This is a genomic window from Streptomyces abyssalis, from assembly GCF_001751365.1.
Classification (GTDB): Bacteria; Actinomycetota; Actinomycetes; order Streptomycetales; family Streptomycetaceae; genus Streptomyces; species Streptomyces abyssalis.
This window is the reverse complement of record NZ_LJGT01000040.1, coordinates 94,773-121,042: the sequence shown is the minus strand read 5'-3', so window position 1 is coordinate 121,042 and position 26,270 is coordinate 94,773. Positions and strand designations below refer to the sequence as shown.

26 protein-coding genes are annotated in these 26,270 nt (G+C 69.9%); 9 read left to right on the top strand and 17 right to left on the bottom strand.

All coding sequences use genetic code 11. The features are described from left to right. Positions 1-33 precede the first annotated feature (33 nt). The 3 genes from AN215_RS15495 to AN215_RS15485 all read left to right on the top strand — a co-directional run bounded on the left by AN215_RS15495 (position 34) and on the right by AN215_RS15485 (position 3,169). The gene (locus AN215_RS15495; protein WP_070013960.1) at positions 34-1,230 is read left to right on the top strand and encodes a betaine/proline/choline family ABC transporter ATP-binding protein; all 1,197 of its coding nucleotides are present in this window, start codon (positions 34-36) and stop codon (positions 1,228-1,230) included. A 206-nt stretch (positions 1,231-1,436) separates the two neighbouring features. Further along, complete coding sequence (locus tag AN215_RS15490; RefSeq protein WP_107374405.1) at positions 1,437-2,180, top strand: ABC transporter permease; 744 nt, start codon at positions 1,437-1,439, stop codon at positions 2,178-2,180. Beyond that, positions 2,180-3,169 carry a glycine betaine ABC transporter substrate-binding protein gene (locus AN215_RS15485; RefSeq protein WP_070013586.1) on the top strand — a complete coding sequence of 330 codons (990 nt, stop codon included), beginning with the start codon at positions 2,180-2,182 and terminating at the stop codon, positions 3,167-3,169. The genes AN215_RS15490 and AN215_RS15485 overlap by 1 nt, the downstream gene beginning before the upstream one ends. A 47-nt stretch (positions 3,170-3,216) precedes the next feature. Here AN215_RS15485 and AN215_RS15480 read toward each other — a convergent pair whose 3' ends face one another. Both AN215_RS15480 and AN215_RS15475 read right to left on the bottom strand, forming a co-directional pair. Beyond that, on the bottom strand, positions 3,217-3,975 hold the full coding sequence (locus AN215_RS15480) for a hypothetical protein (RefSeq protein ID WP_070013585.1): 759 nt from the start codon (positions 3,973-3,975) through the stop codon (positions 3,217-3,219). 114 nt (positions 3,976-4,089) lie between these two features. Next, complete coding sequence (locus AN215_RS15475) at positions 4,090-4,734, bottom strand: IclR family transcriptional regulator (protein ID WP_070013583.1); 645 nt, start codon at positions 4,732-4,734, stop codon at positions 4,090-4,092. A gap of 868 nt (positions 4,735-5,602) precedes the next feature. Here AN215_RS15475 and AN215_RS15470 point away from each other — a divergent pair. Next, positions 5,603-7,009: an MBL fold metallo-hydrolase gene (locus AN215_RS15470; protein WP_070013582.1), complete on the top strand. Its 1,407-nt coding sequence runs from the start codon at positions 5,603-5,605 to the stop codon at positions 7,007-7,009. A gap of 86 nt (positions 7,010-7,095) precedes the next feature. Here the strand turns inward: AN215_RS15470 and AN215_RS15465 are convergent, their stop codons facing one another. From AN215_RS15465 to AN215_RS15435, 7 genes are all read right to left on the bottom strand, one after another. After that, a complete protein-coding gene (locus AN215_RS15465; protein ID WP_070013581.1) occupies positions 7,096-8,889 on the bottom strand; it encodes a DEAD/DEAH box helicase in 1,794 nt (597 codons plus the stop codon). A 284-nt stretch (positions 8,890-9,173) separates the two neighbouring features. After that, entirely contained in the window at positions 9,174-10,343 is a 1,170-nt protein-coding gene (locus AN215_RS15460) for a YeiH family protein (protein ID WP_070013580.1), read from the bottom strand. Further along, positions 10,343-10,957 (bottom strand): cysteine dioxygenase family protein, encoded by a 615-nt coding sequence (locus AN215_RS15455; RefSeq protein ID WP_070013959.1) that lies wholly within the window; start codon positions 10,955-10,957, stop codon positions 10,343-10,345. The genes AN215_RS15460 and AN215_RS15455 overlap by 1 nt, the downstream gene beginning before the upstream one ends. 227 nt (positions 10,958-11,184) lie before the next feature. Further along, positions 11,185-12,090 (bottom strand): LysR family transcriptional regulator, encoded by a 906-nt coding sequence (locus AN215_RS15450; RefSeq protein ID WP_070013579.1) that lies wholly within the window; start codon positions 12,088-12,090, stop codon positions 11,185-11,187. A gap of 83 nt (positions 12,091-12,173) precedes the next feature. Then, entirely contained in the window at positions 12,174-12,557 is a 384-nt protein-coding gene (locus tag AN215_RS15445; protein ID WP_070013578.1) for a type II toxin-antitoxin system death-on-curing family toxin, read from the bottom strand. A 4-nt stretch (positions 12,558-12,561) separates the two neighbouring features. Next, entirely contained in the window at positions 12,562-12,759 is a 198-nt protein-coding gene (locus AN215_RS15440) for an Arc family DNA-binding protein (RefSeq protein WP_070013958.1), read from the bottom strand. A gap of 48 nt (positions 12,760-12,807) precedes the next feature. After that, positions 12,808-14,412 (bottom strand): MFS transporter, encoded by a 1,605-nt coding sequence (locus AN215_RS15435; RefSeq protein ID WP_079123088.1) that lies wholly within the window; start codon positions 14,410-14,412, stop codon positions 12,808-12,810. A 162-nt stretch (positions 14,413-14,574) separates the two neighbouring features. Between AN215_RS15435 and AN215_RS15430 the strand changes: the two genes are divergently transcribed. Then, positions 14,575-15,444, top strand: a complete 870-nt coding sequence (locus AN215_RS15430; RefSeq protein ID WP_070013577.1) for an alpha/beta fold hydrolase — start codon at positions 14,575-14,577, stop codon at positions 15,442-15,444. A gap of 204 nt (positions 15,445-15,648) precedes the next feature. Then, positions 15,649-16,518 carry a fumarylacetoacetate hydrolase family protein gene (locus tag AN215_RS15425; RefSeq protein WP_070013576.1) on the top strand — a complete coding sequence of 290 codons (870 nt, stop codon included), beginning with the start codon at positions 15,649-15,651 and terminating at the stop codon, positions 16,516-16,518. Between the two features lie 74 nt (positions 16,519-16,592). Here AN215_RS15425 and AN215_RS15420 read toward each other — a convergent pair whose 3' ends face one another. Further along, positions 16,593-17,063, bottom strand: a complete 471-nt coding sequence (locus tag AN215_RS15420; RefSeq protein ID WP_216093869.1) for an acyl-CoA thioesterase — start codon at positions 17,061-17,063, stop codon at positions 16,593-16,595. Between the two features lie 260 nt (positions 17,064-17,323). Beyond that, complete coding sequence (locus AN215_RS15415) at positions 17,324-17,620, bottom strand: hypothetical protein (protein WP_070013575.1); 297 nt, start codon at positions 17,618-17,620, stop codon at positions 17,324-17,326. 292 nt (positions 17,621-17,912) lie between these two features. On the opposite strand from AN215_RS15415, the gene AN215_RS15410 reads away from it, so the two are divergent. Beyond that, the gene (locus AN215_RS15410; RefSeq protein WP_070013574.1) at positions 17,913-18,605 is read left to right on the top strand and encodes an HAD family hydrolase; all 693 of its coding nucleotides are present in this window, start codon (positions 17,913-17,915) and stop codon (positions 18,603-18,605) included. 62 nt (positions 18,606-18,667) lie between these two features. Then, the gene (locus AN215_RS15405) at positions 18,668-19,213 is read left to right on the top strand and encodes an NUDIX domain-containing protein (protein ID WP_079123087.1); all 546 of its coding nucleotides are present in this window, start codon (positions 18,668-18,670) and stop codon (positions 19,211-19,213) included. Here AN215_RS15405 and AN215_RS15400 read toward each other — a convergent pair. Next, a complete protein-coding gene (locus tag AN215_RS15400) occupies positions 19,169-19,372 on the bottom strand; it encodes a hypothetical protein (protein WP_139140749.1) in 204 nt (67 codons plus the stop codon). The genes AN215_RS15405 and AN215_RS15400 overlap by 45 nt on opposite strands. A 224-nt stretch (positions 19,373-19,596) precedes the next feature. Here AN215_RS15400 and AN215_RS15395 point away from each other — a divergent pair, with 224 nt between their 5' ends. Further along, positions 19,597-20,202 (top strand): GNAT family N-acetyltransferase, encoded by a 606-nt coding sequence (locus AN215_RS15395; protein ID WP_070013572.1) that lies wholly within the window; start codon positions 19,597-19,599, stop codon positions 20,200-20,202. A 322-nt stretch (positions 20,203-20,524) separates the two neighbouring features. Here AN215_RS15395 and AN215_RS15390 read toward each other — a convergent pair whose 3' ends face one another. The 5 genes from AN215_RS15390 to AN215_RS15370 form a co-directional block, all read right to left on the bottom strand. After that, a complete protein-coding gene (locus AN215_RS15390) occupies positions 20,525-21,781 on the bottom strand; it encodes a S8 family peptidase (protein WP_079123086.1) in 1,257 nt (418 codons plus the stop codon). Next, positions 21,778-22,551, bottom strand: coding sequence for a hypothetical protein (locus tag AN215_RS15385; RefSeq protein WP_070013570.1), 774 nt, complete (start codon positions 22,549-22,551; stop codon positions 21,778-21,780). Before AN215_RS15385 ends, AN215_RS15390 begins: the two co-directional genes overlap by 4 nt. A gap of 252 nt (positions 22,552-22,803) precedes the next feature. Then, a complete protein-coding gene (gene mycP / locus AN215_RS15380) occupies positions 22,804-24,108 on the bottom strand; it encodes a type VII secretion-associated serine protease mycosin (protein WP_070013569.1) in 1,305 nt (434 codons plus the stop codon). Between the two features lie 87 nt (positions 24,109-24,195). Further along, positions 24,196-25,626 (bottom strand): hypothetical protein, encoded by a 1,431-nt coding sequence (locus AN215_RS15375; protein WP_070013568.1) that lies wholly within the window; start codon positions 25,624-25,626, stop codon positions 24,196-24,198. 21 nt (positions 25,627-25,647) lie between these two features. Further along, entirely contained in the window at positions 25,648-25,977 is a 330-nt protein-coding gene (locus AN215_RS15370) for a hypothetical protein (RefSeq protein ID WP_079123085.1), read from the bottom strand. Between the last annotated feature and the right edge of the window lie 293 nt (positions 25,978-26,270).

The window sequence follows — 26,270 nt, the reverse complement described above, 5'->3', positions numbered from 1 at the left end:
ACGACCGGTCCACCGGAGGCGACCGGCGCCACCATCCGCCTCGAAGGGCTCACCAAGCGCTACGCCGGCTCCCCGGCAGCGGCCGTGGACGACGTCAGCCTGGAGATCAAGGCGGGCGAGACGGTCGTACTCGTCGGCCCGTCCGGATGCGGCAAGTCCACCCTCCTGAAGATGGTCAACCGTCTCATCGAGCCCACCTCGGGCCGCATCCGCATCGACGACGAGGACGTCACCGGCATCGACGCGGTGAAGCTGCGCCGCAAGATCGGTTACGCGATCCAGTCGTCCGGGCTCTTCCCGCACATGACCGTCGCGCAGAACATCGCCCAGGTGCCGAAGATGCTCGGCTGGCCGAAGCCGAAGATCAAGGCGCGCGTCGAGGAGATGCTCGACCTCGTCGGCCTCGACCCCGCCGAGTTCCGCGGGCGCTACCCGCGCCGGCTCTCCGGCGGGCAGCAGCAACGCGTGGGCGTGGCACGGGCGTTGGCGGCCGATCCGCCGGTGCTGCTGATGGACGAGCCGTTCGGCGCCGTCGACCCCATCACGCGCGACCATCTGCAGGACGAACTGATCCGGCTGCAGCACGAGTTGCGCAAGACGATCGTCTTCGTCACGCACGACTTCGACGAGGCCATCAAGCTGGGCGACCGCATCGCCGTGCTGCGCGAGCAGTCGCACATCGCCCAGTTCGACACCCCCGAGGCCATTCTCACCAACCCCGCGGACGACTTCGTCTCCGGCTTCGTCGGCGCGGGCGCCGCGCTGAAGAGGCTCAACCTCACCCGTGTACGGGACGTGGAGATCGTCGGCGTCCCCACCGCCACCGTCGACGAGCCGCTGGAGACGATCTCGGAGATGCTCGGCACCGGCACCACGAACGAGGTGCTGCTGCTCGACCCGAAGCAGCGCCCGTACAAATGGCTGCGGCGCGGGGATCTCACGCATGCCAAGGGCTCGCTGGCCCGCGCGGGCACGCTCGTGCACGACACCGTCACGCGGGACGCGACGCTGCGCGACGCGCTGGAGGCGGTGCTCACCGACAGCGGGGGGCGCGTGGCGGTGACCGGCAGGCGCGGCGAGTACATCGGCGTCGTCGATCTGGAGACGCTGATGAACTGCGTGCACGAACTCCTCGACGCCGACCGGCTGGAGGCCATCGAGCACCGGCACAGCCTGGGCGAGTCGCAGGCCAGGCGCACGTACGCGGCGCAGGAGGGCCTCACATCGTGAGCGGGACGACCAGCGGCACGGCCGGCGGCGACTCCGGCGCGTGGGACGGGGACACCGCCGGGAACACTGGCGGGAACACGGGCGGGACAGCCACCGCGGCGGCGGACGAGCAGCGGCAGCAGCCGGCACCGCAGACCGGGCCGGGGGCCGGGACCGGGACCGGGACCGGCGAGCCGGGGACCACGGCCGTCTACGCCGGCGAACGGCTGCGCGACAGGCTCACCTGGCAGAAGCTGACGATCTTGCCGGGCGTGCTCACGCTCGTACTGCTCGGCACGTGGCTGTGGTTCCGGAGTGCCGAACTCGACACGATCGCCCGCAACTCGCTCGCGGACGGCAATGTCGCCCTGCGCCTGGGCCAGCACATCGAGATGACCGTGATCTCCACGTTCTTCGTGCTGATCATCGCGATACCGCTGGGCATCGCCCTCACCCGTCCGAAGCTGCGCAGGGCGACCCCGGTCGCCATGGCGGCCGCGAACCTGGGTCAGGCCGTGCCCTCCCTCGGGCTCCTGGTGCTGCTGGTGTTCTGGCTGAACATCGGCCAGACCACCGCGATCGTCGGCATGGTCGTCTACGCGGTGCTGCCCGTGCTCGCCAACACCATCACCGGTCTGCGCAACATCGACCCCGGTCTGACCGAGGCCGCCAAGGGCATCGGGATGTCGTCACCCGGTGTGCTGGTGAAGGTGGAACTGCCGCTGGCCGTACCGCTGATCCTCGCCGGCATCCGCAACGCCCTCGTACTCAACGTGGGCACCGCCACTCTCGCCACCTTCATCGGCGGAGGCGGCCTCGGCGACCTGATCTCCTCCGGTATCACCAACCAGCGGATGCCGGTGCTGATGCTCGGCTCGATACTCACCGTCGCGCTGGCGCTGCTGATCGACTGGCTCGCCTCACTCGTCGAACTGCTGCTGCGCCCGCGCGGCTTGGAGGGATCGTCCTGATGCGCAGGCACGGGCGTACGCACGCACTCGCCGCCGGCACGGCGGCCCTGGCGCTCACCGGCACGCTCAGCGGCTGCGGCCTGGTCAGCGGCAGCCCCATGAGCGACAAGGTGAGCCCGGGGAAGGTCGGCGCAGGACAGCCCCTCAAAGGGGCCCAACTGACCGTCACCTCCAAGGAGTTCACCGAACAGGTCATCCTCGGCAAGATCATGGGGCTGGTCTTCCGGGCGGCCGGGGCCGATGTCGTCGACCGCACCGCCGTCCAGGGCTCCATCGGCGCACGCTCGGCCGTCGAGTCCGGCACGGCCGACGGCATGTACGAGTACACCGGCACGTCCTGGATCACCTACCTCGGCCACACCAAGCCCGTGACCGATCCCGTCGAGCAGTGGAAGGCCGTACGCAAGGAGGACCGTGCCAACGGTCTCGAATGGCTGGCGCCCTCCGAGCTCGACAACACCTACGCGCTCGTCATCAGCGACAAGCTGCAGAAGAAGTACGGCATCAGGACGCTCTCCGACGTCGCCGAACTGTCCCGCAAGCAGCCGAACGCGGCCAGCGTGTGCGTGGAGAACGAGTTCGCCTCCAGGCAGGACGGCCTCCCGGGCATGGCGAAGAAGTACGGCATGAGGTTCCCTTCCGGGCAGGTGCACAAGATGGCCGGCGGCGTCGTCTACACCCAGACGGCCAAGGGCAAGCCCTGCACGTTCGGCGCGATCGCCGCGACCGACGGCCGCATTCCCGCGCTGAAACTGAAGATCATCGAGGACGACAGGAAGTTCTTCCCGAACTACAACGTCGCCCCGGAGATGAACGCCGGGACGATGAAGGAGCACCCGGAGATCGCCGGGCTGCTCGCACCCATCACCAAGGCGCTCAACAACAAGATGGCGCAGAAGCTGAACGCCAAGGTGGACGTCGAGGGCCAGGACCCGCACGACGTCGCCAAGGACTGGCTGGTGCGGGAGGGCTTCATCAAGACGGGCTGAAGGAGGGGACGGCCGGGCGGCGGCTGGGACCCGGCCGGCCGGACTGCTCAGCAGGCAGGGACCCGGCCGCCGTCCTTGAGCGCGTTCAGGGCCTTCACGGCGCCCCCGAGCGTGTCGACCGGCACCAGGCGAAGGCCCTTGGGCCGCTCCGCCCGGGCGTCGGCGCACTCGGCGCGCGGCACGAGGAAGACGCTCGCGCCGTCCCGCTTCGCCGCCTTCGTCTTCAGCGGCACACCGCCGACAGGGCCCACCGTGCCGTCCGCCTTGATCGTGCCCGTACCCGCGACGATCCGGCCGCCGGTGAGGCCGCCGCCCCGCCCGGCACCGTCGCCGCCGAGCTTGTCGATGATGCCGAGCGAGAAGAACAGGCCCGCGCTGGGGCCGCCCACGTCGGCGAGGCGCAGCGAGATCTCCACGTCCTCCGGTGACTTGTGCAGCTGCCGCAGGGCCGCCTTGACCGCCGCGCTCTGCGACTTCCGCATCTCGCCCTTGTTGTGCTTCTCGATCTCGTCGAGGCTGTCGCCCACCGGGTAGACGGCCTCGGTCGGCATCGCCGCCCGGTCCGTACGGAACCAGCTCTCCACGACGTCCGGGAGGCGCACCGTCGCGCCCGGCTGCGTCGCGGCGATCGTCGTCATCAGCAGCTTGCCGTCGTCACTGCCCGTCTTCCGGGCCTTCTCACCCGAGATCGTGATGACCGGTTTGTTCTTGCTGTCGCCGATCACGTTCGCGGTGAGGCCGGGCTGCGCGAGCGCGAAGGGCAGCGGCGCGAGGGCCGCTACGGCGAGCAGCGCGGCGAGCGGCATGGCGCAGACAAGAAGCGTGCGCTGCCGCGAGGTGAGCCGGCGCCGCGAGGAGCGAAGCCTGGAGAGCAGCGAGGGCCGGGGTGTGTTCACCCCGGCAACCTAACAATGCGCGCCTCAGCGCAGCGCGTCGGCCACTTCCTGCGCCGCCCGCACCACGCGCTCCCCCACTTGCGGCGGTACGGAGTCCGTCAGCATCACCACTCCCACACTGCCCTCGATCCCCGTGACGCCCAGCACCGGAGCGGCCGCACCGCCGGCACCCGCCTCCAACTCGCCGTGCGTGAGCACGAACCCGGGGCCCAGCTCGTGGTCGGGCCCGCGGCCCGCGAGGATGGCGCGCCCGGCGGCACCCTTGTCGAGGGGGTGCCGGAATCCGGTGCGGTACGCGACGTGGTAGTCCGTCCAGCTCGGCTCGACGACGGCCACGGCGAGCGCCTCCGTACCGTCCACGAGGGTCAGGTGCGCCGTCGCCCCGACCTCCTCGGCCAGCGAGCGCAGCGCGGGCAGGGCCGCCTCCCGTACGAGCGGATGCACCTGCCGGCCCAGCCGCAGCACACCCAGGCCGACGCGGGCACGGCCGCCCAAGTCACGCCGTACGAGGGAGTGCTGCTCCAGCGTGGCGAGCAGCCGGTAGACGACGGTGCGGTTGACGCCGAGCTTGTTGGACAGCTCCGTCACGGTCAGGCCGTGATCCGTGTCGGCGAGCAGCTTGAGGACGCGCAGTCCACGGTCGAGCGTCTGAGAGGTCTCCGCAGTCACGACGCTCCTCTCCTCGGGTCGGTGGGGGGCGGCACCGGGTGGGGGCGTAGCGGTGGGGGGCATAGCCGTGGCCGGGATCGCGTTGTGACCTTGCAACTTAGCGACCGACTCCGCTGACCGGAAGAGTCTGTCCAGAATCCGGTCACGTCCCGGGTCCGGCGGCGGGCGGCGCCGGGTGGCGCCGGGTGGCGCCGATACGCAGTCGGTTCGTGGCGGGTGCCGGGTGCGTGCCGCTCCGGGGTACATGTCCGGACCCATGATTTACCTCCCTGAACCGTCAGCCTGCTTATTCAGCCCTTCATGTGCCGGTCGACAAATCACGGGCAAGCGTCCGGACACGCACCCCTGCGCGTCCCGCCCCCTCCCGTCCGCCGGCGGCTTCCGGTTGGTGGCCACCGGCCGGTTGCCTCGTCCTCCCGTCGGACCTGCTGCCGCTCTCGGACCACTCCAGGATTCAACGGGCCCTTGAACGCGGATGGTTGGAGCCGCAAGGCACGTACACGTGCCGAAAGGTCCGCACGGCAGCGGCCTGCCATCCGTGTGGAGACCACGAGGGGAAAGCCGCTAGGACGACCGGAGGGGGTGGGACGCGGAGGCGGTGGCTCCGGGAAAATCAAGCGCGATTTGCGGACCGGTATATGAAGGGCAGCACGACAGCTCGTACCGGGTTCAGGGAGGTAAATCGTGCCTTCCCGGAGCCGCCGCCGCAGCGGCACGCACCCGGAACCAGAAACCCACCGGAGGCGCACACCAGGCAAGCCGCGCGCCAGCGCAATACGCTCGTCCCACGGATTGACGCCGTCCTCCCGGGTACCCGGCCCACGCCACACCCACATCCCGGACAGCGCGTGACAAGGGGGCCACAGCCGTGTTCGTCGACACCCTGGAGACACGGGGCCTGGGCAACCACAGCTATCTGGCCGGCGGCGCGGACACCGCCGTGGCCGTCGATCCGCCGCGGGACATCGACCGCGTCGTCACCGCCGCCGCCCGCCGCGGCGTACGCATCGCGTACGTGGCGGAGACCCACGTGCACAACGACTACGTCACCGGCGGCCTGCAGCTCGCCCGCCTGACCGGCGCCCGTTACCTGGTGCCCGCGGGGGCGGAGGTCTCCTTCCCCCGTACGCCCGTCGCGGACGGCGACATCCGCACCGTCGAGGGCGGTCCAGGCGCTCTGACGCTGCGCGCCCTGGCCACCCCCGGTCATACGCCGCACCACACCTCGTACGTCCTGGAGGAGGGCGGCCACGGGCTGGCCGTCTTCACCGGCGGATCGCTGCTGATCGGCGCGGTCGGCCGCCCCGACCTCGTGGAGCCGCGGCTGACGGAGCGGCTCGCCAGGGCCCAGCACGCATCCGCTCACCGCCTCGCCGACAAGCTCGACGACGACGTGGAGGTGCTGCCCACGCACGGATTCGGCAGCTTCTGCACCTCCGTGCAGGCCGAAGGGAAGACCACCACGATCGGCGCCGAGCGGAAGGAGAACGACGCGCTCACGCTGGACGTGGACACCTTCGTATCGCGGCTGCTCGCCGGGCTCGACGACATCCCGGCGTACTACGTGCACATGGGCCCCATCAACGCCGAAGGCCCCGCGCCGGTGGATCTCACGCCGCCGCGGCAGGCCGGCGCGGAGCAGATCGCCGCGCGGCTGGCGGCCGGTGAGTGGGTGGTGGACCTGCGTGACCGGGCCGCCTTCGCCGGCGGTCATCTCGCGGGCGCGTACAACTTCGAGGGCGACGGCAGGCTGGGAACGTATCTCGCCTGGCTGATCCCCTGGGGCAAGCCCGTGACGCTGCTGGGCGAGAGCCCGGAACAAGTCGCGGACGCGCAGCGGGAGTTGGCCCTCGTGGGAATCGACCGTCCGGTCGCGGCAGCCACCGGCGGCCCGTCCGGCTGGGCGCGGAGCGGGGAGGACCTCGCGTCGTTCCCGCGCGCGGGCTTCGCGGACCTGGCCGCCCGCGCCGAGGGCGACGTCGTGCTGGATGTGCGCCGCCACTCCGAACGGGCACGCGGACACATCAGCGGCTCGCTGCACATCCCCGTCCACGAGCTGCACGGACGCATCGGTGAGGTGCACGGACGCATCGGCGAGGTGCACGGACGCATCGGCGAGGTGCCGACGGGCAGGGTGTGGGTCCACTGTGCGAGCGGGATGCGCGCGGCGATCGCCGCTTCCCTGCTGGACGCCGCGGGGCTGCCCGTCGTCCTCATCGACGACCGCTTCGACGCCGCGGCCGACGCGGGGCTCACGGTCACCGAGGCCCGCTGAACCCGGTGCGGCCGGACGTCCTCACCTCCTGGCCGCCACCGACCCCCCGGGATGCCGACCGCCCGGACCGCCGGGCCGCCCGCCGCTCACTTCATGCGCGTGGCCCACTCCCGCACCTTCGCTATGCGCTGTTCGAGCTGCCCCGCCGTCGCCTCCGCGCTCGTCGGCCCTCCGCACACCCGCCGCAGCTCATTGTGGATCACCCCGTGCGGCTTCCCGCTCTGGTGGACGTACGCCCCCACGAGTCCGTTCAACTGCTTGCGCAGCTCCAGCAGTTCCTTGTGGGTGACGACGGGGCGCCGGTCCGCGGGCAGTTCCAGAAGGTCCGCGTCGGAGTCCGGCTTCTTCCTGCTGTGCGCGATCTGCCGCGCCTGCCGCTTCTGGAGGAGCGTCTGCACCTGATCCGGCTCCAGCAGCCCCGGGATGCCGAGGTAGTCCTGCTCCTCGTCGCTGCCCGGGTGTGCCTGCATGCCGAACTCCGCGCCGTCGTACATGACCCGGTCGAAGACCGCGTCCGACTCAAGGGCCTCGAAGGGCAGTTCGTCCTGGTCGCCGGTGTCCTCGTCCTGTTCGCGTTCGGCTTCCTTCAGGAGGTCGGCCTCTTCCGCGTACGGGTCGTCCTCGCCGTCCTTCTTGGGCTTGTCGAGGACGTGGTCGCGTTCGACCTCCATCTCGTGCGCGAAGGTCATCAGCATCGGGATGGTCGGCAGGAAGACCGACGCCGTCTCGCCGCGCCGCCGCGACCGTACGAAGCGGCCGACGGCCTGCGCGAAGAAGAGCGGCGTGGAGATCGTCGTGGCGTAGACGCCGACCGAGAGGCGCGGGACGTCCACGCCCTCGGAGACCATGCGGACGGCGACCATCCACCGTGCCTGGGAGCTGCGGAAGTCCTCGATGCGCTGGGAGGCGCCGGAGTCGTCGGACAGTACGAGCGTGGCTTCCGCGCCCGTGACCTCGCGGAGGAGCTTCGCGTACGCGCGTGCCGAGTCCTGGTCGCTGGCGATCACCAGGCCGCCGGCGTCCGGGACGGCCTTGCGCACCTCGCTCAGCCGCCGGTCGGCGGCGCCCAGCACGGACGGCATCCACTCGCCGTGCGGGTCGAGGGCCGTGCGCCAGGCCTGGGAGACGGCGTCCTTGGTCATCGGCTCGCCGAGGCGGGCCTCGATCTCGTCGCCGGACTTTGTGCGCCAGCGCATGTTGCCGCTGTAGGAGAGGAAGATGACGGGCCGCACGACGCCGTCGCCCAGCGCGTTGCCGTAGCCGTAGGTGTAGTCGGCGACGGAGCGGCGCACGCCGTCGCCGTCCTCCGCGTAGTCCACGAACGGGATGGGGTTGGTGTCGGAGCGGAACGGCGTGCCGGTGAGGGCGAGCCGCCGGGTGGCCGGTTCGAACGCCTCCTGGCAGGCCTCGCCCCAGGAGCGGCTGTCGCCGGCGTGGTGGATCTCGTCGAGGATGACGAGGGTCTTGCGCTGCTCGACGCGGTTGCGGTGCAGCATCGGCCGTACGCCCACGCCCGCGTACGTCACCGCGACACCGTGGTATTCCTTGCTGAGCGGGCCCGCGCTGTAGTCCGGGTCGAGCTTGATGCCTATCCGCGCCGCGGCCTCCGCCCACTGCTTCTTGAGGTGTTCGGTCGGCGCGACGACGGTCACCTGCTGCACGACGTGGTGGTGCAGGAGCCAGGAGGCGAGGGTGAGCGCGAAGGTCGTCTTGCCGGCGCCGGGGGTGGCGACGGCGAGGAAGTCCCGTGGCTGCTGCTGGAGATACGAGTCCATCGCCGCCTGCTGCCACGCGCGCAGCTTGCTGGCCGTGCCCCAGGGAGCGCGGCCGGGGAAGGCGGGCGACAGGTGGTGGCTGGTGGAGGAAGTGCTGGTAGTCACGGGCTCCGGAGGGGGTCGGTGGCGTGGTCGTCGCGTGGTCGTGGCGTGGTCGTCCGCTTCTGGGCGAGGGTCTGCCGACAGGCCCTCGGGCGGCTTCAGCCTACCGGCGGGGGGTGACAGCCCTCTTGGGGAGTCCGTTTCCGGTGGATCACCCCGGTGTGCGGCGGAAGTCGGGCACACCGGCCGTGCGCGCCCGTACCGCACACAGCACACGCGCACCGGGCGTCATCACCGGCCGTCCGCACCGGCCGCCCCACCGCTCGCACGCGAGGCGGGCGCCCGCGTCACGTCGTCAGCAGCACGCCGCCGTACGACACTCCCGCGATCACGATCCACGAGCACAGCCCGAGGGCGGCGACCCTGCTTCCCGTACGGGCGAGGGTCGGCAGGTGAACGGAGCTGCAGAGGCCGAACAGGGCGGCGGCGAGGAGCAGTTCCTGCACCGTGGCCGCGAATCCCAGTGCACCGGCCGGGAGCCATCCGGTGGTGCGCACGGCGACCATTAGAAGGAAGCCGGCGACGAACAGCGGGACCAGCGGCGGCCGCCGGTCCCGCGCACCGGTGGCTGCCGCCCCGGAGGCCCCGGCACCAGGCACACCGGCCGCGGCCCGCCTGCTGCGTGCCCGTACGGACAGCACGACGGCCGCCACCAGGGGCGCGAGCAGCGCGATGCGCATCAGCTTCACGAGCACCGCCTGGCCCAGCGCGTGCTCTCCGGCGGTCTGCGCGGTGGCGACGACCTGGCCGACGTCGTGCACGCCCGCGCCGACCCACCGTCCGAACTGTCCCGCGTCCAGGCCCAACGGCTGCTGCAGCAGCGGAAGTACGGCGATGGCGAGCGTGCCGCAGAGCGTCACGAGCGCGACCGAGGTGGCGACGTCGCGCTCCTCGCTCTCCCGGACCTCGCTGACGGCGCAGATCGCGGATGCTCCGCAGATCGAGTAGCCGGTGGCGACGAGGAGCGGCTGATCGCCGGGGAGGCCCAGCCTCCTGCCCAGCCACACCGTGCCGGTGAAGGTCGCCGCGACGACCACGAACACCATCGCGACGGTGCTCCAGCCGAGCCCGATGATGTCGCCGGCGCTCAGCTTCAGCCCGAGCAGCACCACGCCGAGCCGCATGAGCCGTTTGCCCGCGAAGGAAAGGCCCGGCCGGGCCATGCCGCCCACGAGCGTCCGCGTACCCGGGAGATGAGCGGCGAGGACGCCGAGGACGACCGCGGCCGTCAGCATCGGCACGGCGGGCAGCGCCAGATGCACGGTACCGGCGGCGGCGACGCCCAGCGCGGCGAGCGCGAGCCCGGGCACCTTGCCGGGCGGGCGCGCCGGGCGGGCGGTGGCACGGGCGGGCCCCGCGGGGGTGGCAGGGGTCGCGGGCGTGGCAGAGGCGGGCGCCGCGGGGCTGGACGCGGCGGACGGTGACGCGGACTGCGGGCGCTCCCCCAGCAGCGCCATCAGCGGTCCGCCGGCAGCTCGTACACCCGTCGCACGCTGCTGCCCAGACGGGAGACGTCGGCGCCGTAGACGTGGAGCGAAATGGCCTTCTCCCGGCAGCCGTTCCACACCATGTGGATGTCGCCGGGCGGCGCGAAACCGCAGACCGCGCCGACGGGATTGATCACGTCCTCCGTCGCGACGAGCCGCGCGCTCCCGCCGGCCTCCTCCGCGGGCAGCAGCCGGTAGCGGCGTTCGTGTTCCTCGCCCTGGTGCACTCCGGTGACGCACCAGGAGACGTGGTCGTGCACCGGCGTGCACTGGCCGGGCAGCCACACCAGCGCGACGAGGGAGAAGCTGCCGTCGGACTCCGCGTGCAGCAGATGCTGGCGGTAGCGCTCGGGGTCGCCCTCGTGCTGCTCGGGCGTGAGCAGACCGTCCGCGCCGCCCGCGCCGCCACCCGCACCGAGATGTGGCGCGAGCTTCTCCCCGACGAGGTAGGCCGTTACGTCGGGCGCCATGCCGCGCCTCACCACTTCGCGTATTTCCCCGACGAGGGCGTCGAGTTGCGCAGTCGTACGGGGTGCGCCGCGCTCGGCGGTCTCCGCGGTGGGGTGCTGCGTCGAAGTGGTCATGTACGCAGAGTGGGACCGGAGACCCATCACGTCCAACGACTGTTCCTTGGCGGCACTCCAAACACCGCTTATGGAACGGCACTTCGGGTGCGGGAGCGGTGGCGGGCGGAGGTCGTGGCGGCGGACGCCCGGCCACCGGCCGGCCGCTCGTCGCCCGGCCCTGAGGCCCCGCGACCGGCCCGGGCGCCGCGTGTCCCGAGTACCCCCGCGTGCCCCACGCGCCCCGCTCAGCAGCCGACGCGGTTCGCGGCGGCCGTCCTCAACTCGTCCAGTACGAGCGCCGTCGCCGGGATGTCGAGGTGCTCGCGGAGCACGTACGCGGAGACCTGGCGGCGCGACGCCGGGTCCAGGGCCCGCCCGGTGACCTTCCGGTGCACGAGGAAGGAGAGCACCAGCCCCGGCATCATCGCTATCCCGAGCCCCTCGGCGACGAGGCTCTGCACGACGAGGATGTCGTCGGTGGTGAAGGCGACGTCCGGAGCGAAGCCCAGCTCCGCGCATTCATGAAGGAAGTTGGCGCGGCAGCGCAGGCATCCGGCGATCCACCGCTCGTCCGCGAGCTCCGCGAGCTTCACCGCGCGGCGCCGTGCCATCGGATGCCCCGTGGGCAGCAGTACGGTCAACTGGTCCTCCATGAGCGGGATTTCGACCAGCTCATCGGGGACCTGCTCGTGCAGACCGGGATAGGTGAAGGCGAGGGTGACGTCGCACTCGCCGTCGGCGACGCGCCGCATCGAGTCCGGCGGCTCGGCCTCCTGCAGTTCGACCCGTATGCCCGGGTGCCCGTCGGCCAGCCGCGCCAGCGCCTCAGGCACGATCGTTGCGCCGGCGCTGGGGAACGCGCACATGCGCACCCGCCCGGCACGCAGCCCGGTGATCGCCGACATCTGCTGCTGGGCCGCGGAGATCCGTTCAAGGATCACACCGGCGTGCCGCTCCAGTGCCTCCCCTGCCTCGGTGAGCCGCATCCGCCGTCCGACGCGTACGAAGAGGGGCGTGCCGACGGACCGTTCGAGCGCCTTCATCTGCTGGGTGATCGCGGGCTGGGTGTAACCGAGCGTCCGCGCGGCCGCCGAGTACGAGCCGGCGCGCACCACTTCGTGGAACGTACGTATGTGCCGCGAATCGAACATGCCCGAACCATAAGCGGAAATTGGATTCGGACAACATCCGGGCATCGGCGCTTACGGTTGGGCTCCGTCGCCCGGGGCGGCCATCACCTGCCAGTGCGCAGCGAACGGAGTCCGTCCGCGATCACCGCCACGTCCTCCGTCTTGCCCGCCGCGATGTCCATGACGAGTTCGTATGCGCTTCCCTGGTCGACATCGGCCATATCCGTCCCGTTGAGGTCGAGGAATACGACCGTGCTCATCCACGCGAGGCGCTTGTTGCCGTCCACGAGAGGGCGGTTCAGCACGAGCGAGTGCATCAGCGCCGCCGCCTTCTCGAAGAGATCCGGATACGCCTCGACTCCGAACATCTGCGACTTCGGCCGAAGCAGCGCTGATGAGAGGAGACCGACATCCCGTACGGCCACCTCCTGTTCGGAGCAAGCGAGTTGGGCAAGGTCCAGGGCTTCCTGCACCGTCAGGTACTTCACCCGGCTACTCCCCCAGCCGCCGGAGCAGGTCCGCGTGCCTGGTCGCGTACTTCGCCCCCAACTTGCGGACCGTTGCACGATCCGCTTCCTCCACCAGATACCGCTCCACTGCCTGGACCACAATGGCGTGCATACTGCGGCCCTCCTCCTCGGCGCGCTGTTTGAGACTCTCCTGTACTTCGTCAGGCAGACGCAGATTCATAGCCATACCGAAAAGGTACCAGTACAGACCCCAAAGTGGTACCACCACTCATGCCTGCCCCCGCAGCCGCCCCGCGACCCCCACACCCATCGCGCAAACCAGCGCCGCGACCGCGTAGACCGCGACGAACGCCAGGGGCCGTCCCTCCGCGGCCGCCGCCGCGTGGCCGCCGGCGCCGCCGCCCGCACCCACGCTCACCGAGCCGCCGCCGAACAGCGCGAACGCCGTACCCGTCGCGGCCAGCAGCACCACGTTGGAGAGGCTGTCGGACATCTGCAGCGCGGCCGAGTTCTTCCCCGCCTCCTCCGGCGCGGACAGCTGGAGCAGCAACACGCTCGTGGAGGAGATGACCAGGCCCATGCCGTAGCAGCCCACGGCCATCGCGACGGCCAGCGTCCACACCGGCACGCTCTCCGCCAGCACGGCCGGCGAATACGCGACCGCTCCCGTCACCAGCACCATCCCGCCCCGCGCCAGCCGTTCCCGGTACGGCCCGAACCGGGCCCGCGACTGCGTGAAGGAGCCGAGCGCCCAGGTCGCACCGCCGGCCGCCAGGGCCAGCCCGGCCATCGTGACCGACAGCCCTCGCTGGCTGACGAGCATCAGCGGCACGAAGCTCTCCGCGACGACGAATCCGCCGGCCGCGATGCCGCGCAGCAGCACCACCGCGGGCAGCCCGCGCGCCGCCCGGTAGGTGCCGCGTGGCAGCAGCCGCAGCGCCGCCGGTACGAGCAGTGCCGCGCCCGCGGCGGCCGGGAGCGCCGCGAGCAGGTCCGGCTCCTGTCCCGCGTACTGCAGCAGCCCCGCGCCCGTCGCGAGCGCCAGCGCGTACTTCAGCCGCCCGCGGTCCACACGCCCCTGCCCGGTACCAGGCCTGCCGGGCTCACCCGGCCTGCCCGGCAGCGGGCCCGACGCCGCTCGCCGCAGCGCGGGCAGCATCACCACGAGCGGCACCACGACCAGCAGCGGAACGCCGAGGAACACCCAGCGCCAGCCCAGATGCTGGGTGACCGAACCCGCGATCAGCGGGCCGACCACCGCCGGCACCACCCAGGCGGCGGCGAAGCACGCCAGAACGGTCGGCCGCAGCACCTCGGGATAGGCGCGGCTGACCGTCACGTACAGCGCGACGATGAGGAGCCCGCCGCCGATGCCCTGCACCGCACGGCCCAGTACGAAGATCCCCATCGTGGCGGCCGTGCCGGACAGCACCAGCCCCGCTCCGAACGATCCGATGCCCCACGCCAGCGGCGGCAGCGGCCCGCGCCGGTCGGCCCACTGGCCGGAGACGACCATGCCCAGCAGGGAGGTGGTGAAGAGGGCGGAGAACGCGAAGGCGTAGACGGACACGCCGTCGAGTTCGTCGGCGGCCACGGGCATGGCCGTACCGACGGCGGTCGCCTCGAAGGCCACGAGGAAGACGACGGAGACGATGCCGAGCGTCAGCGCCCGGTATCCGCGGCTGAGAACCGTCTCCTGCCGGGGGCGGGGCAGCGGCGGCGCCCCGCCCGGTGCGGGCGCCGGAACCGGCAGCGGAACCGGGACCCGCGCCGGGGAGGCCGAACCGCCCCCGTCATGCCCCCCTTTCACCGCACCCCCGTGCGCGCCGCGCGAATCCCCCGCCCCGCCCGGTCCGTCCCAAGATGCAGTCATACGGGCACGCTATGGCCCCCCGGCCTGCCACGGCACCTGACTTTCGACGCCCGTGGCGTCGGCCTTTCGCCCTAGGGCGCGTCGCACGGGCAGACCCTGGGCGCGCCGTCGGGAATCCGGCGATGACGGCTGCGCGCCCCTCCTTGGGGCACGCTGAGGGGTATGCCGCACTTCTCCTCGTACGACGGCGCCAGGCTCGGCTACCACCTCCTCGGCGGCTCTCCCCCCGGCCGGGAACGGCCGCCCGTGGTGTGCCTCGCCGGCGGTCCGGCCCGCGACGCGGCCTATCTGGGCGACCTCGGCGGCCTCGGCGCGTACCGGCAGCTCGTCGTGCCCGATGCCCGTGGCACCGGCGATTCGCCTGCCGCGTCCGACCCGGACGAGTACGCCTTCCCCCGCCTCGCGGAGGACGTCGAGGCGCTCCGCCGCCACCTCGGCCTCGACCGTTTCGCGCTCCTCGCACACGATGCCGCGGCGGCCACGGCGCAGACGTACGCGGCCGCACACCCGGGCCGCCTCACGCACCTGGTGCTGCTCAATCCCGGCTCCCGTCTCCAGGGCGAACTTCCCGACGACGCACGGGAGATCTTCAACTCCCGTGCCGAGGAGGGCGAATGGTGGGCGGAGGCGCACACCGCCGTCCAACTGCTGGAGCAGGCAACGGACTTGGACGAGATCCGTACCCTGCTGCACCGCGCCGCTCCCATGGCCTACGCCCGCTGGGAGGCGCCCCAGCGGGCCCACGCGGCCGCCGAGGGCGACCAGCTCAACCCCGTGCCCCGGGCGGGGTTCTGGCAGGGCGTGGACGAACCGTCACGCCGCTCCGTACTGGACGCACTCCACCGCGTCGAAGCCCCCGTCCTCGTCGTCACCGGCGACCTCGACGCGGTCACGGGCATGCGCGCGGGCGAGGCGGTCGCCGAGTCATTCCCCAACGCCCGCCTCCACACCCTCAAGGACACGGGTCACTACCCCTGGGTCGACTCCCCGGGCTCCCTCACCCGCCTCCTGCAGGACTTCCTCCAGGCCTGAAGCCTCAGGGGCCACGGGTCGCCGGGGCCCGCCGGGCTGCCCCGGCCCGGCCATACCGCGTACCGCCGGGAGCACACGGACAGGCCCTTGAGCGCCTGGCTCGCCCTGAGAACGACGGATACGCCGGCGCGCCCGGACCGGGTACGTGCCGCCACACCGGGCACCCACTCAGGAACGCAGACAATCCGGGGAAAGGAAGGCCCGTTGAAGCTCGCCACGGTCCGCACCGCCGGCCGCACCGAAGCCGTACGCGTCGCAGACGACGGCACCTGCACCGCGCTCGGATTCACCGACGTCGGCGAACTGCTCGCCGAGGAGGACTGGCTGGACACGGCGGCCATCGCCACGGCACCCTCCGGAGCCGCGGCCGGCACCGGCGCGGCCGCGCACCCCCTCGACACCGCCGACCTCGCACCCGTGGTGCCCCGCCCCGGCAAGGTGATCTGCGTCGGCCCCAACTACCGCGACCACATCATCGAAACGGGCCGTGAACTGCCCGGACATCCCACCCTGTTCGCCAAGTACGCTGACGCGCTCATAGGTCCCCGCGACAGCGTCGAGCTCGCCGAGGAATCGGAACAGCCCGACTGGGGCGCCGAGTTGGCCGTCGTCGTCGGAGACACGGTGCGACGGGCCGACGCCACGCGGGCCGAGCGTGCGATCGCGGGATTCACCGTCCTCAACGACGTCACCATGCGCGACTGGCAGTACCGCACCGAGCAGTGGCTGCAAGGCAAGACCTTCGAGAACACCACACCCCTCGGGCCTGTCCTCGTGACGCCGGACGAACTGCCGGGCGGCACCGCGCCCGCACTGACGATGACCTGCTCGGTGGACGACGAGACGATGCAGAAGGCCGACACGTCCGATCTGGTCTTCGGCCCCGCCGAGCTGGTCCGCTACATCTCGACCGTCCTCACCCTCCGCCCCGGCGACGTCATCGCCACCGGCACACCCGGCGGCGCCGGCCACACGCTGAAGCCACCGCGCCACCTCACGGAGGGCTCGCGCCTCGTCACCGAGATCAGCGGCATCGGACGGCTGGAGAACTCCGCACGGCGGCCCGCCGGCTGACCCGGCCACCGGCCGGCTTCCGCCACATCGACTGGCTCGCCGCCGGTGATGCGACCGGGTCCGCACTCCCAGGCTCAGATACCGGGGTCGAAGTCGCTCACGAGTGCCCGTGCCCGCTTCGACAACTCCTCCGGGAGCGGCCGGGAGCGGCGCGCCTCCGTGTCGAAGTGGACGCCCGTCAGCACCGTCAGCGCGGCCACCTCACCCGTCGCCGCGTTCTCCATCCGGTGACAGAAGCGGATCACCTTCTCCCGCACCTCCAGCAGCGCGGAGCGCACCACCACGATGTCCCCCGCAAGCAACTCCCGCTGGTAGGAGATCCGTTGATCGACGGCGACCATGCCGCGGCCGCTGTTGCGCAGATAGTCGGGCGTGACGCCGAAGCTCGCGAAGAGCTGCCAGGTCGCCTCGTCGAACTTGCCGACGTACCACATCACGTTCATGTGGCCCATCTGGTCGCAGTGCCAGGGATAGACCGTTCCGCGGTACATCACATCCCAGCCGGCGGGGCCGGCCTCAGGGGTGGCGGAGGTGTCGGCGGCCATGCGTGTCGTCTCCCTCGCTCGGATCTCCGTACCGGGTCAGCACGTTAGTCAACGTTAACCGGCGCGGCGAGCGCGGCCGTGAGAGGACTTCAGGGGCCTCGTGGAGGAACCGGGCGGGCCGGGTTGTTGCAGGTGGCTGCGCCGCGAGCACATGCGACAACCGGCGGCATGAGCCACGCGAACGCACGCTGTGCCGCCGTAGCAGCCGCCAGGTCGTGCGGGCTCGCCGCACGGGGCATCCGGAGCACCGGACGGACGTTTCAGCCCCCTCTCCTCGAGCCCCGACGGTTCGCGTACTGGACGATCCATGCCGCGGCGAGCCCGGTCCCGAGAAGGCCGAGCCCCAACTGACCCAGGGCCGTGAGATACCGACCGCCCACCGCCACGGTCCGGACCGCCCCGGCGATGCCCATCGCTCCGAAGAACCCGGCGAACACGAACGTACGGGCCGATCTGCCCGCCATGAACCGCCAGAACCATCTCCGCAGCCACGCCCATGCCACCGCGCCCCGGGACGGCCTGCCTCGCCGCGCCTCGACTCCGCCGTCCTCCAGCACCGAACTTCCCCTCTGCCGCTTCCTGTACCGGCACCACGGCTGTCATCCTCTCCACCGCCCACTGCGGAAGAGAAACCGGAGCCGTCAGGTGCGCAGCCGACCGCCCTTCAACCGCTCACTTCCACGAGTTGGAGAACCACGACGGCCCCATGCTCAACGTCCGTCCGCCCCACTGCAGCCTTCCTCCGCTGCACCACCGCCACCGGACCCGCCCGAAAACCCCTGGCAAGCCGCAACTCCCCGCGGCTAGCGTCCCAGCTGCGACGTACGCGGCCGGGGAGGTTCCAGGTTGGTGAGGCACGACCGTCAGGTGCTCGTCTTCGACGCCGACGACACCCTGTGGGAGAACAACGTCCTCTTCGAGCGCGTCATCGAGGACTTCCTCGACTGGCTGGCGCATCCCACCCTCGACAAGCTCCAACTCCGCGCCGTACTCGACGACATCGAAGCGGCGAACACCGTCACGCACGGGTACGGCACCCAGCCGCTCCTGCGCAGCCTCGCCGACTGCGTCGAGCGGCTGCACAGCAGGCCCGCCACGGCCCGGGAGCACGACGAGATCAAGGAGCTGGCCGCGGCGCTCATCGACCAGCAGGTGGAGCTGATCCCCGGAGTGGCCGACACGCTCACCGCACTCGGCGACCGCCACGACCTCCTGCTGCTCACCAAGGGCGACCCGGACGAGCAGCAGCGCAAGATCGACATGTCCCGACTGGCTCATCACTTCCGGGAGATCGGCATCGTCCCGGAGAAGAACGACGCCACGTACCGACGGTTCGTCGAGATGCACGGCCTCACGCCCGCCACGAGCTGGATGATCGGCAACTCCCCGAAGTCGGACATCCTCCCCGCACGCCAGGCCGGCATGAACGCCGTCTTCATACCCAACCCGCACACCTGGGTCCTGGAACACGGCGAACTCGACGACACCGACGCCCAGGTTCTGCATCTGCGGACCTTCCGCGAGCTGACGGACCACTTCTGAGCGACCCGCCCGGGGCTGCCGGGACACCACCGGGGCACAAGGGGCGAAGGGAAACGAAGACGATGACCGCGACACCACCGCCCGCCTCTCCCCGTGACTCTCCCCGTGACAGGGCGCTGACGGCACCGGCCGTCTCCTGCGTCTTCGTCTGCCACGACGCCGCGGGCCGCATCCTGCTGGCCCGTCGCGGCGCGGGCGCGCGGGACGAGCCGGGTACGTGGGACACCGGCGCGGGTGCGCTCGAACACGGCGAGACGTTCGAGGAGGCCGTCACCCGAGAGGTCCGAGAGGAGTACAGGGCGACGCCGCTCACGATCGAGACCGTCGGCGTACGCAACATCCTGCGCGGCCGGCCCGTCTCACACTGGGTCGCCGTCGTCTTCGCCGTCCAAGTCGACCCCGCTCAGGCCGAGATCGGCGAGCCGCACAAATTCGACGCCCTCGGCTGGTTCCCGCCGGACGGCCTGCCCCGGCCCCACCACTCCCAACTCCCTGAGACGCTCGCGCTGTTCGGCGCGTACAAGCACCGACGTACGCGCCGGCAGCCGGACGCGGCCAGCGGACTACAGGATGTCGAAGACCCCGATCAGAACAAGACCGATGAGTGACATCGCCCCCGCCAAAGACATCCACGTACTCCCGAGGCGGCGGCCCGTGCCGCAGATCGCGGCCCCGCCGGTCAGCACGAGCGCGAGAAGGAGCAGGCCCGCCGAGAAGATCCCCTTGGCCGCGGCGATCACCACGAACAGCCACAACGCCCCTGCCAAGCCCCACAAGTTGTACGTGAGCCTTCGCCGGTATCCGTCTTGAGCGTCCTCCTGAGATCCCAGATCCCGCAGCTCCACCATCCCCTTGCTCCCCCTTGATTTGCCTTTGATCTTCCGGCACGCGGCCTGTCCGTCGCCGTGACGAACAGGTCATCCTGTGCCGCCTCGCAGGAGACGGCAACCGACTCCCGGGCTCCGGCCCCCGCACACTCCTTGGAGGAACCATGTTCGCGGTGTCGCTCGGCGACGACGGCTCCGGACTCCACCCGCTCGAACCATGGCAGGCCGAGGAGTTCCTCGCGCACATGGACCGGGGGCGGGAGTTCATCGGGCAGCACATCGGGCTGGCGGACGCCGTCACGGACTTGGAGTCGAGCCGCTCGTTCCTCCGGTCCTACGCGGACAAGGCCGCCGCCGACACCGGACGGATCTACGGCATCCGGACGGCGGACGGCACTCTGGTCGGCGGAGTCCTCTTCCGCACGATGGACGTCCCCAACGGCACCGCGGAGGCGGGCTGTTGGCTGGAACCGGCCGCGGCGGGCAGAGGCCTGGTGACCCGTGCCTCGCGCGTGATCATCGACTGGGCGGTCGAGGAGCGCGGCATCCACCGCGTGGAGTGGCTGGTCTCGTCGGAGAACACACCCAGCATCGCCGTGGCCCGCCGCCTCGGCATGACGAAGGACGGCGTCCTGCGCGAAAGCTTCCCGCACCGGGGCAAGCGGCTCGACAGGGAGGTCTGGTCGGTCCTGGCACCGGAGTGGCGTGCGTGGCGCAAGGACAAGCCGGCGACCTCGGGCTCCGGTACCTCCGGCCCGGCCCGGCCGTAGGCCACCTAGCCTGTTGTCCATGAACGAGCCGCAGCAGACCCCACTCACCCGCGAGGAGATGCAGCAACGCTGGCAGTCGGCCTCCCCGAAGGAGCGCCGCGCCATGATGCGCCGTTCTGGCCACCGAGCGGGAAACCCCGGAGGGTGCGGCAAGGGACCGACGACGGAAGACGATCGTCTACTCCGTCGTGGGACTCGTCATTTTCTGCGGGTTGGTCTATCAACTGCTCACGCGCTAGGGAGAGCTCCGGGGAATCTGCTGTCGAAGTCGCGTCGGCGTGCACAAGGTTGGCCAAGGATCGGTAGCAGCTGTGACGTCCGGTCAGTTGTACGGCGGCGGCTGCTGGGGAGGAGCTGCAGGCTGCTGTTGGTAAGGGAGTTGTCCATAGCCAGGGACTTGGACCGGAGGGTACGGGTATCCGCCCGGACCGGACGGCCCCATCGCCGTAGCGGCAGCGCCACGTCGACCACGACCACGGATGACTCGGATCGCACCGATCACCATCAGCACCCCGACGCACGCTGCCACGATGCCGACGATCAGCGCCGCCGTGTCCATCGGCGGATGCTGCGTCGGCGTGACACCGTTCGGATTCGCGAAGTGCTTCCTGCCCTTGTAGTCGGCCGGGGCAGCTTTATCGGTGCGCGGATTGGAGGCCGCACGTACGGATGCCGCCGCATTGATCGTCCCGTGTCCGAGCATGGGGTTGTAGCCGCCCCGCGGCGGTGTCGCGTTGCTCGTAAGGATGGAACGCACTTGTGCCGGCCCCAGCTTGTCGTTCTCCGCCAGCATCAGGGCTACGACACCTGAAGTGAGAGCTGTGGCCGGGGAAGTGCCGTTGATCGACTCGTAGCCGCCGGTATTCTTCGCGCTGACGATGCCAACGCCGGGGGCCGCAACCGAGTTGTATGTCCGCACAGTTGAGAACTTGGCGCGATTGCCACGCTTGTCGACCGCGGCGACCGCGATGACCCCGGGATAGGCGGCCGGGTAGGAGAGCCCGTTGAACTCGTCACCGTCGTTGCCCGCCCCGGCAACGACGGGCACGCCCGCGCCCGCTGCACGGGCAAGCACCTTCGTCTCTTCCTCGTCGAAGCCGCTCGCGAAGCTTCCACCGCCCAGGGACAAGGAGATCACGTCAGCGCCTCGATCCAGGGCGTATTTGATGCCCCGGACGAGCCCACTGACGTCGTTCCCCCCTTCGAAATCGTTCCCCTTCTCGTCGATCACCCGGATCGAGAGGATCTCGGCCTTCGGAGCGACCTTGAGCACGTCCGAGGCCATGGCCGTGCCGTGATCACCCCAGCGTGGATTGCCGGGGCGAAGGTCGTCTTTGACGAAGTTGGGGCCCGTGGTCACCTTGCCGGCGAGCGCTGGGTGGTTCTTCATGACGCCGGTGTCCAGGACCGCGACGGTGACACCCTCGCCTTGGGTGGTCACCTGCGCTGACGAAAGACGAAGCGCCTGAGACTCCCAACTGGTGGGTGTGTCGGCGTGGGCCGGAGTCACCGGAACGATGCACAGCAACGCGCCGACCCCGGCAGTCAAGATGGCCGCTCTGATGCGCCCGCTGTTCATGACGTCACGTCCCCCAGGAGTTGGTCGAGATGCAGGGAGACGGTGTCGGCGAGAGCTTTAGCCGCTTCCCGCCACGGGGTGGCGTCCCACTTGCCGTTGGAATTGTGCCATTCAGCCGGCAGACGACCGGACTTGCGACCGTCAACGGAACCGGCAGTGACAGCTATGTCGTAGGGGAGATACAGACCAGTTTCCTGTACGCCACCCGAGCCGTTGCGATTCTGGTCCTTCCAGTCGGCCGCGATCGTGCCGTCGACGGCGAACGCCTTCACTCCGTGTTTCCCAGAGTCGAAGAATCGACGCAAACTCTCGTCTTCGTCATCACCCTCTGCCCGGACGATAAGCGCGACAGTTGCGACGAAATTGCCAGTGGGATCCACGTATGTGGAGCGGAGTACGGCTTTGCAGCCCCGTTTCCTTACCTCGTCCGCCAAGTCTCCGCTGAGCCCGTCTGCACAACCGGTCTTCTGCGCTATGCCCACGCGATTCCAAGCAGCGTGCTTGGGGTCGGTCGCACTCGCCTGCGGCTCCGACTTGCTGCCCCCCAGGGACTTGGGGAAGAGCTTGTCCGCCCGCTCGTTACGCCACATCACCGGGCCGTACCCACTTCGGTTCGTGATGACCTGGTTCGCGTTGCTGAGGGTATTCGCGACCAGCCCCCCGCCTCCGAGGAGAGCGAGCCCGCCTACAACGCTGAGGAGGACACAGAGAACCTTACGCCCAGCGCTGTTCTTCTGCTGCAGGCCGACGGGTATCTCACCGGGCGGCATGCCCGGTGACGGACCTGGCGTTCTGTAAGGACCGGTCAATCCCTGCGGATGTGGTTGCGTCCCAGGCGCCGGGGGCGGGGGGCCTGCCGGCATCGGCGGCGCTCCAGGCGGCTGCTGCCCGGGGTGGTCGGCGCCGCGGCGCGGCCCCGGATACGACATTTCTCTCCTTGGTCTCAGGCATCACAACGTGCAGGTTCCCGGCCGGGGGAATCGCTGATAGCTCCTGGAACGCCGGATGCTCTCCGACGCCGGTCAGTTGTACGGCGGCTGCTGAGGCGGAGCCGTCGGCTGCTGGGCATATGGCCCCTGCTGGGGCGGGAACTGCCCATAGCCCGGGGCCTGTCCGGGCGGGTACCCGGGGCCGCCCGGAGCTCCAGGGCCGTTGTTCCTGTTCTTCTTGCGGCGCCGTACGAGGACGATGGTCAGCACGATCGCGCCAATCAAGAGGAGCGCGAGGACACCCGTGATGATCCAAAGGATGACCGCTTCCTTGTCGGACTCCGCCTGCTGGGCTTTCGATTCCCGCTTCTTCTCGGCAATCTCTTCTGCGAATTTCTCTTCAGTCTTAAGCTGCTCAGGAACGGAGAGAGGGCCATACTTGGAGCCCTTGGGGACGTCTTCCTGAAGTGCGGCGAGAGGCCGGATGGAACCGTAGCCATACCGCTCGTCCGGAAGTTTTCCGCCCTTCTCGGAGGCGGGCATCCCGGCTGTCTTGGTCAAGCGGTTGGCGATCTGGCCAACTGTCAAATCAGGGTATTTGGACTGAAGAAGGGCAGCCGCTGCAGAGACATAGGCCGTGGCGTCGGAGGTTCCGCTCGCACGTCCATAGCCATCGAGATTGTCCGGCGCTCCAGCGCTGACAATCCTCGAACCGGGAGCGCTGAGCCTCACCTGAGGCCCGCGGTTGGACTTCGGCCAGAATGCGCCATCTTGCTCTACAGCCGACACGGCCAAGACGCCCGGGTAAGCGGCTGGATACCTCACCTGGGCACCTGTATTTCCTGCGCCCGCCACCACTAGAACATCGTTCTTCAACGCGTACTCGATAGCCTTTGCTTCCTCGGGGACCGAAGTGCTGCCGCTCTGCGAAATGTTGATGACCGATGCGCCTCGATCAACTGCGTAACGGATAGACGCTGCTGAACCATTCTCGCGAGACCCATCGTCCACGATGGGGAGGATCTTGGCTTCAGGGGCGAGACCCATCACCCCGTCCGCACTGCCAGGGCCGTGGCCGTGCCCCGCGATGAGCGAGGCCATCGACGTTCCGTGGCTTTCCCCAGGGGCGGGTGCTGTGGAGCCTCCGTCGATGAAGTCCTTGCCCTTGAGGACGTTGCCCTTGAGATCGGGGTGGTTGGCGTTGACGCCGTTGTCCATGACCGCGATGGTTTGGCCTTTGCCCCTGGTGGTTTTCCAGATGGCATCGGCTTCAAGAGACTTGAGCGCCCACTGATCGTCTCTTACCTGATCAGCTGAGGCGTTCGGTGCTGACGTGAAGACGAGTGCCCCGGTCAGCGCTGCGCTACTGACGACACGCAGGGTCCGCGTGATGCCCATCTGTCGAGTCCTCTTGTCCGGCGGAGGGGTGCGGCCTAGTGGCCGCACCCCTGAGCTTGCGGTACCTCGTAGTCTGCCGGTACGTCGTCAGCCGATCGTGGGCGGGGTGACGTCGCGCCGCTTGGGCATCCACGTCTCCTCGTCCTCAACGAGGTAGTCGGGACGCTCTCCCTGGCTCTTCTCATCCTGATTGCGCCGGGCATTGTTGCCTGCGACTCCACCGCCCATAAGGCCGTTGGGGCCACGACCCCGTTCGCCGGCCATGCTGCCGCCGCGGCTGGAGTGCAACCCCTGACCGCCCTGCCGGGCAGCGCCCTGACCCTGCTGCGGGGTGTCGAGAGTGCCCCCCCTTTGGCGTGCCAGCGGCCCGCGACCGGCGGCTGCGCCGATACCCTTACCGCCCGCTCCTCCAGCACCCCCAGCGCCGGCGCCGAGCCCGGCGGGCACGCGCCCACCGACGCCACCGCGTGCGCCCACGCCAGCACGAGCACCGGCGCCTGCGCCCGCGCCACCACGGTTTCCGGAAGCCTGCCCGACGTACCCCGGGCCGCCAGCGACACCGCCCGCTCCGCCGGCACCTGCTCCAGCGCCACCGGTGACACCGCCGGTGGGCCCACTCCCGTTAGCACCCGCCGGATTGGGGGTGGTCGCAGTACCGCCGGAGATGCCGTCCACCTTCGTGGCAGCGGCAGGCGTTCCTGCGACGGCCGGTGAGGTGGACTTCGGCGTGCCCCTTCCGACCACGCTACCGGTTCTGGAAGCACCAACGGCTGCGGCACCAGCCCCGCCCCCGTCAGGAGTCACCGCGACGGGGACAGGCGCCACGCCACCAGGGTCACCGGGGTAGTCCTCCTGGCCGTGGATCGGGTCCCGGGGCGGCGGCCTCTTGTTCCACGACCCCATCGTCTGCGTCTGTGACGAGTACGTGATAGCCAAGGTTTCCATCAACGCTGCGGCCTTGAGGTGCTCTTCCTTGCCTGCGGAGAGGTCGCCCTCGTGGCCGTCAAGGGCCTTCTGCGCGCCCTGGTTTCCGCTGATCTCGCCCCGCCACTTCTCGTCGTCCCGCGAAAAGCCGTCCCCAACCTTGTCCATGGCGCTGCCGAAGCCGCTCGGCTTCTCAATAGCGTCGACCTTCGGCTTGATCTCGCTCAGCCTCTGGCCGGCGTTGCGCATGGCGACCGAAGTGTAGTTGGCGTACTTGGCGCAGTCGGCAATCTGCTTGCTGACCATCTTCGCCCTCTTGGAGAACTCGTCAGCAGACTCGCCCTCCCAGTGCTGCAGGATGTGATCGACAGCCTTGTCGAAATCGCTCTTTACACTGCCGCCGCCACTCACCAGATGATCGTGGATGTTCTTCCACGCATCGGCGACCTCGATCACCTGCTCGGGTTTGGCAGTGGCGAGCATGGCCTTGATCTTGTCGATGTCCGTACCGGTTGCGAACGGGGTCTTCACCTCACCCGCATAGCACATATTTCCGGTGTCGGTGTACTTGTCGAGTGTTGGCTCGTCACCCATGTCGTCCTCGCCCCCTGACCGCTAGTTCCCGGACCCTGAACGGCCGCCGTCCATGCCGTGCTTGGCATCGTACTCAGCGTCCTGGTACTTGCCGTGCGCCTTCTTGGTGTTCGTGCCGAACTCCTCGATCACTTCGTTCATGAACTTCATGATCTGCTCGATGTGGGACTTCATCTCGCCATGTGCGGCGGTGAGTTCGGACTCCTCAATGAAATTCTTGCCGAGCGCTCCACTCGGGAGTTCGGTGTTGTACCTGCTCTTGGACGTCGAATCGTCCATGGCGCTCTTCACGCGACCGAGCTTGCGTACGGTCTCCTCGAGTTCACTGAGGTCAACTCGCATCTCACCCACGACTGCGCCCTCCCCGTTCCTTCTCCGTCATCCGTATCCGCGTCCGTCCGTGGACGCCGACGCGTAGCTACGGCAGTCCCGGTCTGCTGCCCGGCAGCAGGGCAGTCGTCACCATGATGCCGTACGTGTGTTTCGGGTACACCCTAGTAACAGCTACTGACAGCCGGTCACCACCCCTGCAACTCCAGCCCCATCCGCCGCCCGGAACCCGAACCCGCGGGCCGTTCCGGCTGCACGCTGCGCGGACCTGCCCTGGTGCGCGGAAGCGGACTGTCATGGGGACGGCGCAAGCT

Excerpts from the sequence above, each read along its gene's own strand:
- AN215_RS15485 (WP_070013586.1), top strand. The coding sequence starts at position 2,180 with ATGCGCAGGCACGGGCGTACGCACGCACTCGCCGCCGGCACGGCGGCC.
- AN215_RS15480 (WP_070013585.1), bottom strand. The coding sequence starts at position 3,975 with ATGCCGCTCGCCGCGCTGCTCGCCGTAGCGGCCCTCGCGCCGCTGCCC.
- AN215_RS15460 (WP_070013580.1), bottom strand. The coding sequence starts at position 10,343 with ATGGCGCTGCTGGGGGAGCGCCCGCAGTCCGCGTCACCGTCCGCCGCG.
- AN215_RS15455 (WP_070013959.1), bottom strand. The coding sequence starts at position 10,957 with ATGACCACTTCGACGCAGCACCCCACCGCGGAGACCGCCGAGCGCGGC.
- AN215_RS15450 (WP_070013579.1), bottom strand. The coding sequence starts at position 12,090 with ATGTTCGATTCGCGGCACATACGTACGTTCCACGAAGTGGTGCGCGCC.
- AN215_RS15440 (WP_070013958.1), bottom strand. The coding sequence starts at position 12,759 with ATGAATCTGCGTCTGCCTGACGAAGTACAGGAGAGTCTCAAACAGCGC.
- AN215_RS15435 (WP_079123088.1), bottom strand. The coding sequence starts at position 14,412 with ATGACTGCATCTTGGGACGGACCGGGCGGGGCGGGGGATTCGCGCGGC.
- AN215_RS15430 (WP_070013577.1), top strand. The coding sequence starts at position 14,575 with ATGCCGCACTTCTCCTCGTACGACGGCGCCAGGCTCGGCTACCACCTC.
- AN215_RS15420 (WP_216093869.1), bottom strand. The coding sequence starts at position 17,063 with ATGGCCGCCGACACCTCCGCCACCCCTGAGGCCGGCCCCGCCGGCTGG.
- AN215_RS15405 (WP_079123087.1), top strand. The coding sequence starts at position 18,668 with ATGACCGCGACACCACCGCCCGCCTCTCCCCGTGACTCTCCCCGTGAC.
- AN215_RS15395 (WP_070013572.1), top strand. The coding sequence starts at position 19,597 with ATGTTCGCGGTGTCGCTCGGCGACGACGGCTCCGGACTCCACCCGCTC.
- AN215_RS15390 (WP_079123086.1), bottom strand. The coding sequence starts at position 21,781 with ATGAACAGCGGGCGCATCAGAGCGGCCATCTTGACTGCCGGGGTCGGC.
- AN215_RS15385 (WP_070013570.1), bottom strand. The coding sequence starts at position 22,551 with ATGCCGCCCGGTGAGATACCCGTCGGCCTGCAGCAGAAGAACAGCGCT.
- mycP (WP_070013569.1), bottom strand. The coding sequence starts at position 24,108 with ATGGGCATCACGCGGACCCTGCGTGTCGTCAGTAGCGCAGCGCTGACC.
- AN215_RS15375 (WP_070013568.1), bottom strand. The coding sequence starts at position 25,626 with ATGGGTGACGAGCCAACACTCGACAAGTACACCGACACCGGAAATATG.